This window comes from Halomonas salsilacus (genome assembly GCF_051216275.1).
Taxonomy (GTDB): Bacteria; Pseudomonadota; Gammaproteobacteria; order Pseudomonadales; family Halomonadaceae; genus Halomonas.
Genome location: NZ_JBPKAQ010000017.1, coordinates 20,787 through 27,662 on the forward strand (window position 1 = coordinate 20,787; position 6,876 = coordinate 27,662).

Sequence of the window (6,876 nt, forward strand, 5' to 3'; positions counted from 1 at the left end):
CCGTCACGGTTTTGTCAGGTTCATCGCATCATCTGCACCAGCAGCAGCGAGATGCCGGGGAAGGCGATCAGCAGACCCAGCCTGACCAGGTCAGCACCGATGAAGGGCACCAGCCCCTTGTAGATGCTGACCAGCGGGACATGGGGCAGGCTGGCCTTGATCACGAAGACGTTCATGCCGATGGGCGGCGTTATCAGGGCGATTTCCGTTACCACCACCACGATGATCCCGAACCACACCAGGTCGAAGCCGCCCGCGGCCAGGGTTGGCACGAACAGTGGCACGCAGATCAGGATGATGGAGAGGGAATCCATCACGCAGCCCAGCACCAGAAACACCAGCAGGATGACCAGCAGCATCTGGTAGGGGCCAAGGCCCATGCCCTCGATCCCCAGGCGGATCCCTTCGCCCAGCCCGGAGAAGGAGATCAGGTGGGTGAAGAGCATGGCGCCGAACAGCACGGCATAGAGCATCACCGAGGTGGCAGCGGTCTCGACGAAGATACGCCGGAGCTGCTTGAGTCCGAGACGCCTCTGCAACAGGGCAATGATCAGGGCGAAGCCGGCCCCCATGCCGCCCGCCTCGGTGGGTGTGAACAGTCCCAGGTAGATGCCGCCGATGACCATGACGAAGAGCAGAGAGAAGGGCCAGACGCCCCGCAGCGAAGCCAGCCTCTCCTTCAGGGGCACGGATTCGCCACGCGGTGCGCTCTCAGGCCGCCAGCGCGCCACCAGCCAGACCACGACCAGGTAGAGGCCCAGCCCCAACAGCCCGGGAAGCACGCCGGCGATGAACAGGTGCCCGATATTGGTCTGGGTGAGAATGACGTAGATGATCAAGATGATGGAGGGCGGGATCAGGATCCCCAGGGAACCACCCGCGGCAATGGTTGCCGAGGCGAAGGAGTCCGAGTAGCCGTAGCGCTTCATGCTCGGGTAGGCCACCTTGGACATGGTGGCAGCCGTGGCCAGGCTGGAGCCGGAAACGGCGCTGAAACCGGCGCAGGTCATCATGGTCGAGAGTGCCAGGCCACCGCGGATCGACCCCAAGAAGGCATAGGCGGCGCGGAAGAGGTCATCGGCAATCCCGGAACGAGCCAGGACATTCCCCATCAGCACGAACATGGGGACCACGGCCATCTCATAGGAGAACACCGCCTGGGTGATGGTCAGCGAGACCATGGAGCGCGCTACGTCCCAGCTGACTATGTAGGTGAGCCCGCCGATCGAGACGGCCATCAGCGCAAAAGCCAGGGGAACGCGCAGGAAGGCCAGTAGCAGGACGCAGAGCAGGGCGATAGAGCCGACGATCATAGCGAATTCCCTTCCTCATCGTGGACGGAGGCCGTGGGGTCGAAGACAGAGGCTGGCAGCAGGGCGGCCAGCCCGGCCAGGAAGGCAGTAAAGGACATGAAGGCGTACATGTAGCTGCGCGGTATGTAGAGTGCCTGGCTCGCCTCATGGATCAGCACGGCCTGCTGGGCGGCCAGCAGGTACTGCCAGGCAATCAGGAAGAGGATCGCTGCCATGCCAACCGAGACCAGGGCATGCCACCAGCGCAGGTGGGGGGAGGAGAGCCAGCGGTCGAACAGGTCGACGACCAGATGCCCGCGGTCGGCGGTGACCAACGGCAGTCCACAGAAGATGATGATCACCATCAGGTGCTCGGTGATGTCGTGGGCGCCATAGATAGGGGTGCCGAACAGCCGGCGCCCCAGGACGTCGCAGAAGGTGAGGGCCACTATGGCAAGCAGTGCCGTGATCAGCACTGTTTCCACCCCCAGCCTCACGCGGTTGAGCGTGTGTCGCATGGGTATCTCCTGCCCCGCAGGGGCTGGCCGGGTTATTCGCTATCCAAGGCCTGGTAGCGGTTCTCGTAGAAGTCGACGATCGCCATGGGATCGTCGTAGCCCATCTCGCCCATGTCCTCCACCCAGGACGCCAACATCGCCTCGCGCACCTCGCGGGTCCTTTCGAGCAGCGCCTCCGAGGGCTCGTGGAACTGGTTGCCGGCCTCCCTCAGTTGCTCTTCCGCGGCCTGGTTCTGAGCGTGGAAACGCTCGCCCCAGAGGCGCGAGAGGTGCTCTCCGGAGACGCTCATGATCGCCTCCTGGTCCGCTTCGGACAGGGTGTTCCACTTGCGCTCATTCATGCCGATGAAGAAGCTGGCGTCGTAGAAGCCGCCGGGGAACAGCGTGTGGTGCGCAAGCTGGCTCTCCAGCCGGAAGGCGATCACCGACTCCAGCGGATGCAGGGAGCCATCGACCACCCCGCTTTCGAGCAGCTCGTAGCCGCGGGTGGCGGGCGCCGCCACGGGAACCGCGCCGAAGGCTTCCAGCAGTTCACGCTGGATGGGGCCACCCATCCGTAGCTTCTGATTGCGCAGGTCCTGGGGCTCCACCATCGGCTGGCGACTGTGGTGCAGCGCGCCACCGCCCAGCAGGCCGACACCCAGCAGCTTGACCCCGTCATAGGCGGGATCGTCGCTAAGGTGCGCTTCGATGGTTTCCCACAGGGCGACGGACGAGGCGACGGCATTGGAGCCGGTCAGCGGCATCTCCGAGAACCAGAGCGACTTGAAGCGAATCGGCTCGTAGGTGAAGTTGCTCCAGGTGATGTCCGCCACGCCCAGGCGCGCGAGCTCCCAGTGTTTCTCGGGGGCACCGACGGCGCTGGGCAGCATCCTGATGCGAACGCGTCCTTCGGTAGCCTCTTCAACCTCTTCGATCCAGGCGGCGAGAATGTCCGTGCTGATGAAGTGGTTGGGCGGTACCCAGTTGGAGAGGTTCAGGGTGGTCTGGGCATGGGTGACGGGTGAGTCAGAGAAGTAGCGTGATACCAGGCCCAGCCAGAAGGCCGCCGCGGGTGCCAGGCTCTCGTCATTGAAGTCGTAATGCGGGTTATGCACGCTGCATGGGCCGAGATGCCCCCCCTGGTCGTAGCCGTTGTCGCCATTACCGACCATGAGGTAGCAGCCGGGCACTCGCTCGAGGAAGAAGGCGCAATCCTCACTGGCGGTCAGCGGTGTGGCAGGGGTCTCGACCCGCTCGTCACCGAACAATTCACGCGCCGTATCGACGGCCAGCCGGGTCTCGACCGGCGCGTTGACCAGCACCGGATAGCCACGCTCGTAGGCCACGTCACCGCGGCAATCGAAGGCCTGGGCCTGGGCCAGGGCGACCGCGCGAATGCGCCGTTCCAGGGTGTCGCGCACCACGGGGTCGAGCGTCCTGACGCTCAGCTCGAGTTCGGCGGTTTCGGGGATGATGTTGTAGGAACTGCCGGCCTGCAGACGCCCCACGCTGATCACCGAGGCATGATGGGGGTCCACGTTGCGTCCGACGATGCTCTGCAGCGCCATAACCATTGAGGCAGCCGGCAGGGTCGGGTCCACGGCCAGCTGTGGCATGGCACCGTGTCCGCCCTTGCCGGTGAAGGTGACCGTGACCCTGTCCGACGAGGCCAGGAAGGCCCCCTCGCGGAAATAGAAGTGACCCGCCGGCAGGCCAGGCGCTGCTGTCGCGGGCACGCCTGGCCCTGTCCACCCTGGACAAGGCGAGGGACGAGATATGCTGGCTGAGGGGTGGGGCCGGCATTCAGGTCACGGCGGGGGTGACCCCGGCCATCGCCGCTACCATTCTGCTCAGCGTGCTCAACGCATTTCAGCGCGAGCAGCCGGATGCGAGCCTGACGCTGGTCGAAGGCATGCTGACCAATGTGCTGCCCGGGCTGATGGAAGGGCGGATCGATTTCGCCATTGCGGCTGCAGAACCGGATGGATTGCCCTACGAGATCGCCTTCGAACCCCTGGCGCAGATCATGGTTGAGCCGGCAGCGCGGATCGGCCACCCCCTGCTGGGGGCAACGACCTGGTCACAGATGTCGGAGGCTCGTTGGGTACTCAACCTCGCGACGGGCAGCATGGCTCACCAGATGGTCAGCTGGCTCGACCGCCAGGGCATCCACCTGTCACAGCCGGTGGTCAAGTGTGACTCCCCCGCGCTCATGACCGAAATGATGCGCCGCACCGACCTGGTCGGCTTCGGTCCCCGCACCCTCTTCCAGGATCTCCTCTTTGGTCAGGGGCTGGCCAGCTTCGAGTTGCTGCCTCCCTTTCCCCCTACCACCCTGGGTATGCTGAAGCTTCAGGGCGTCCCGCTGAATTCTGGTGCCCAGCGGCTGGCGACACTTTTCATTCGCCATATCACGCCGATGTCGCGTCAGGGATAGCGCCCGCTGCGGCGGTTCTCCACCAGCACCTTGAGGATGGCATTGGCCTCGCGCATGGTCGGCGAGGGTGCCTCGCCGCGGCGTCGGCTGCACAGCACCGGCGACGTCAGGGTCCTGTCGGCGAGGTAGACGAAGCTGACGCCGTCGCGACGCACGCGCTTGACCTGCTCAGGCACGAGGCTGATGCCGATCTCCGAGGCGACCAGGCCGAGCGCCGTCTGCAGCTCGTTGGCCTCCTGCACTACCTCCACCTTGAGTCCCTGGCGGCGGAACATGCCCAGCATGATATCGGCCATGCTGGGGCGGGGCTTGGCGGGGAAGAGGATCAGCGGGTAGCGGGCCAGTTCTTCAAGGGTGGGCGTGGTGCCCTCCAGGGGGTGGCCGCAGGGCACGGCGGCCATGATCGGCTCCTCGAACAGCACCTCCTGCTCCACCTCCGAGTCGTCGATCCTCATGCGCCCGAAACCCAGGTCGATGCGCCCGGCCTTGAGGGCCTGCACCTGCTGCACTGTGGTCAGCTCGGTCAGGGTCAGTTCGACATTATCCTTTTGTCGTAAATCGCGTACCAGCAGCGGCAGCTGCCCGTAGAACACCGACGGCACGAAGCCGATGCCGAACAGCTCGCGCTTGCTGCGGGCCATGCGGCGCGTCGCCTCCAGGGTGGCACCCACCTTCTCGAGGATCTGCAGGGCATGCTGCTGGAAGAACAGCCCCGTGGGGGTGAGGCGCAGGCCGCGGGAGCTTCTTTCGAAGAGTTCGGCCCCGACTTCCTGCTCCAGCTGCTTGATTTGCCGAGAAAGAGGCGGCTGTGACATGTGCAGCCGCTCGGCCGCGCTGGTGAGGTTGAGCTCCTCCGCAACCACGCAGAAGTACCTGAGATGACGCAGCTCCATGATACCTCCTGGGTATGGAAGGGCACCCAAACAATATTGGTTCGATCTTCCCGCTGCAATCAGACTGACATGCAATCACCACATTCCGCCCGCACCGGGAGCCGCCATGACCGCCACTATCCAGTCCATCGAGACGCTGCTGGTCGACCTGCCGACCATCCGTCCCCACAAGCTCTCCATGACCACCATGGCCTGCCAGACGATGGTCATCGTGCGCATGCGCCACAGCGATGGCATCGAGGGCCTGGGGGAGGGCACCACCATCGGTGGCCTGGCCTACGGTCCGGAGAGTCCCGAGAGCATCAAGTGCAATATCGACGCCTACCTGGCCCCGCTGCTGATCGGTCAGCCCTCCGGCAACGTCAACGCCCTGCGTGCCCTGCTCAACCGCCATGCCCGCGGCAACATGATCGCCAAGTCGGCGCTGGAAACCGCGCTGCTCGACGCCCAGGGAAAGCGCCTTGGGCTCAGCGTGGCCGAGCTGCTGGGCGGCGCCCGCCAGACCCACCTGCCGGTGCTCTGGACCCTGGCCAGCGGCGACACCACCAAGGACATCGAAGAGGCGCAGCTGCGCCTGGACGAGCGTCGCCACTGCGACTTCAAGCTGAAGATCGGCGCCAACCCGGTGAAACACGACGTGCGCCACGTGGCCGCCATCAAGGAGGCTCTGGGCGATCGCGCAAGCGTCAGAGTCGACGTCAACCAGGCCTGGGACGAGTCCACCGCCGTCTACGGCATCCAGGCCCTGCAGGACGCCGGCATCGAACTGATCGAGCAGGCCATCCCGGCCCGCGAGCATGCCGGCCTGATCCGCCTGGCCAACCGCTTCAACGTGCCGATGCTGGCCGATGAAGCGGTGCAGGACGCCCGCGACGGCCTCGACCTGGTGCGCGGCGGCTTCAGCGGCGCCTTCGCCCTGAAGATCGCCAAGTCCGGCGGCCTGCAGGGCGTGCTGGAACTGGCCCACGTGGCCCAGGCCGCGGGCATCGGCCTCTACGGCGGCACGCTGCTGGAGGGCACCATCGGCACCGCCGCCTCCCTGCATGCTTGGGCGACCCTGCCCGAGATGGCCTGGGGCACCGAGATGTTCGGCCCGTTGCTGCTCAAGGACGACATCGTCGTCGAGCCGCTTGCCTACACTGAATTTGGTGTCGACCTGCCGACCGGCCCGGGGCTTGGCATCACCCTGGATGAAGACAAGCTCGCGCACTATTCCCGCAAGAACTGAGTCCCCAAGAACTGAGTCCCGCAAGCACTGCAGTGTGCTAGCGCCAAGAGGAGAACGTCATGCTGTTTCACGTGGAAATGACCGTCAAACTGCCGCCGTCGATGCCGGCCGAGCAGGCCGCCGAGATCAAGGCGACCGAGAAGGCCTACTCCCAGGACCTGCAGCGCGCCGGCAAGTGGCGCCACCTGTGGCGCGTGGCCGGCAGCTACTCGAACGTCAGCATCTTCGACGTCGAGGACAATGCCGAGCTGCAGGAGCTGGTCAGCAACCTGCCCCTCTTTCCCTACATGGAGATCAGCGTCAAGCCGCTGTGTCGCCACCCGTCCTCCATCCGCGAGGACGACGCCTGAGTCACGGATGAGTCACGCCAGCGCCCGTCTTGAAACGGGCAAGAACAGAGAACCAAAGAGGATAACCCTATGACCGTTAAGATTTTTGACACCCCCGAGGTGCAGGACTTTCTGAAGACCGTCGCCGGCTTCGATCAGGAAGGGGGCAACGAGCGCGCCAAGCAGATCATGCACCG

General features: G+C 65.0%; 7 protein-coding genes. 3 read left to right on the forward strand and 4 right to left on the reverse strand.

Going from position 1 to position 6,876, the window contains the following annotated elements:
- Nucleotides 1-20 precede the first annotated feature (20 nt).
- From ACR80S_RS17045 to dctP, 3 genes are read right to left on the reverse strand one after another with little or no spacing between them, the layout of a single operon-like run.
- Nucleotides 21-1,313 carry a TRAP transporter large permease gene (locus ACR80S_RS17045; protein WP_435403895.1) on the reverse strand — a complete coding sequence of 431 codons (1,293 nt, stop codon included), beginning with the start codon at nucleotides 1,311-1,313 and terminating at the stop codon, nucleotides 21-23.
- Nucleotides 1,310-1,810, reverse strand: coding sequence for a TRAP transporter small permease (locus ACR80S_RS17050; protein WP_435402031.1), 501 nt, complete (start codon nucleotides 1,808-1,810; stop codon nucleotides 1,310-1,312). Before ACR80S_RS17050 ends, ACR80S_RS17045 begins: the two co-directional genes overlap by 4 nt.
- Nucleotides 1,811-1,842: 32 nt before the next feature.
- Entirely contained in the window at nucleotides 1,843-3,528 is a 1,686-nt protein-coding gene (gene dctP / locus ACR80S_RS17055; protein WP_435403896.1) for a TRAP transporter substrate-binding protein DctP, read from the reverse strand.
- An 83-nt stretch (nucleotides 3,529-3,611) separates the two neighbouring features.
- Here dctP and ACR80S_RS17060 point away from each other — a divergent pair, with 83 nt between their 5' ends.
- Nucleotides 3,612-4,229, forward strand: a complete 618-nt coding sequence (locus ACR80S_RS17060) for a LysR substrate-binding domain-containing protein (RefSeq protein WP_435403897.1) — start codon at nucleotides 3,612-3,614, stop codon at nucleotides 4,227-4,229.
- Here ACR80S_RS17060 and ACR80S_RS17065 read toward each other — a convergent pair.
- Complete coding sequence (locus tag ACR80S_RS17065) at nucleotides 4,220-5,122, reverse strand: LysR family transcriptional regulator (RefSeq protein ID WP_435403898.1); 903 nt, start codon at nucleotides 5,120-5,122, stop codon at nucleotides 4,220-4,222. The two genes, ACR80S_RS17060 and ACR80S_RS17065, sit on opposite strands and share 10 nt — an antisense overlap.
- Nucleotides 5,123-5,228: 106 nt before the next feature.
- Between ACR80S_RS17065 and ACR80S_RS17070 the strand changes: the two genes are divergently transcribed.
- Both ACR80S_RS17070 and catC read left to right on the forward strand, forming a co-directional pair.
- A complete protein-coding gene (locus ACR80S_RS17070) occupies nucleotides 5,229-6,350 on the forward strand; it encodes a muconate/chloromuconate family cycloisomerase (RefSeq protein WP_435402026.1) in 1,122 nt (373 codons plus the stop codon).
- Between the two features lie 59 nt (nucleotides 6,351-6,409).
- The gene (gene catC / locus ACR80S_RS17075; protein ID WP_435403899.1) at nucleotides 6,410-6,700 is read left to right on the forward strand and encodes a muconolactone Delta-isomerase; all 291 of its coding nucleotides are present in this window, start codon (nucleotides 6,410-6,412) and stop codon (nucleotides 6,698-6,700) included.
- Nucleotides 6,701-6,876: the final 176 nt, after the last annotated feature.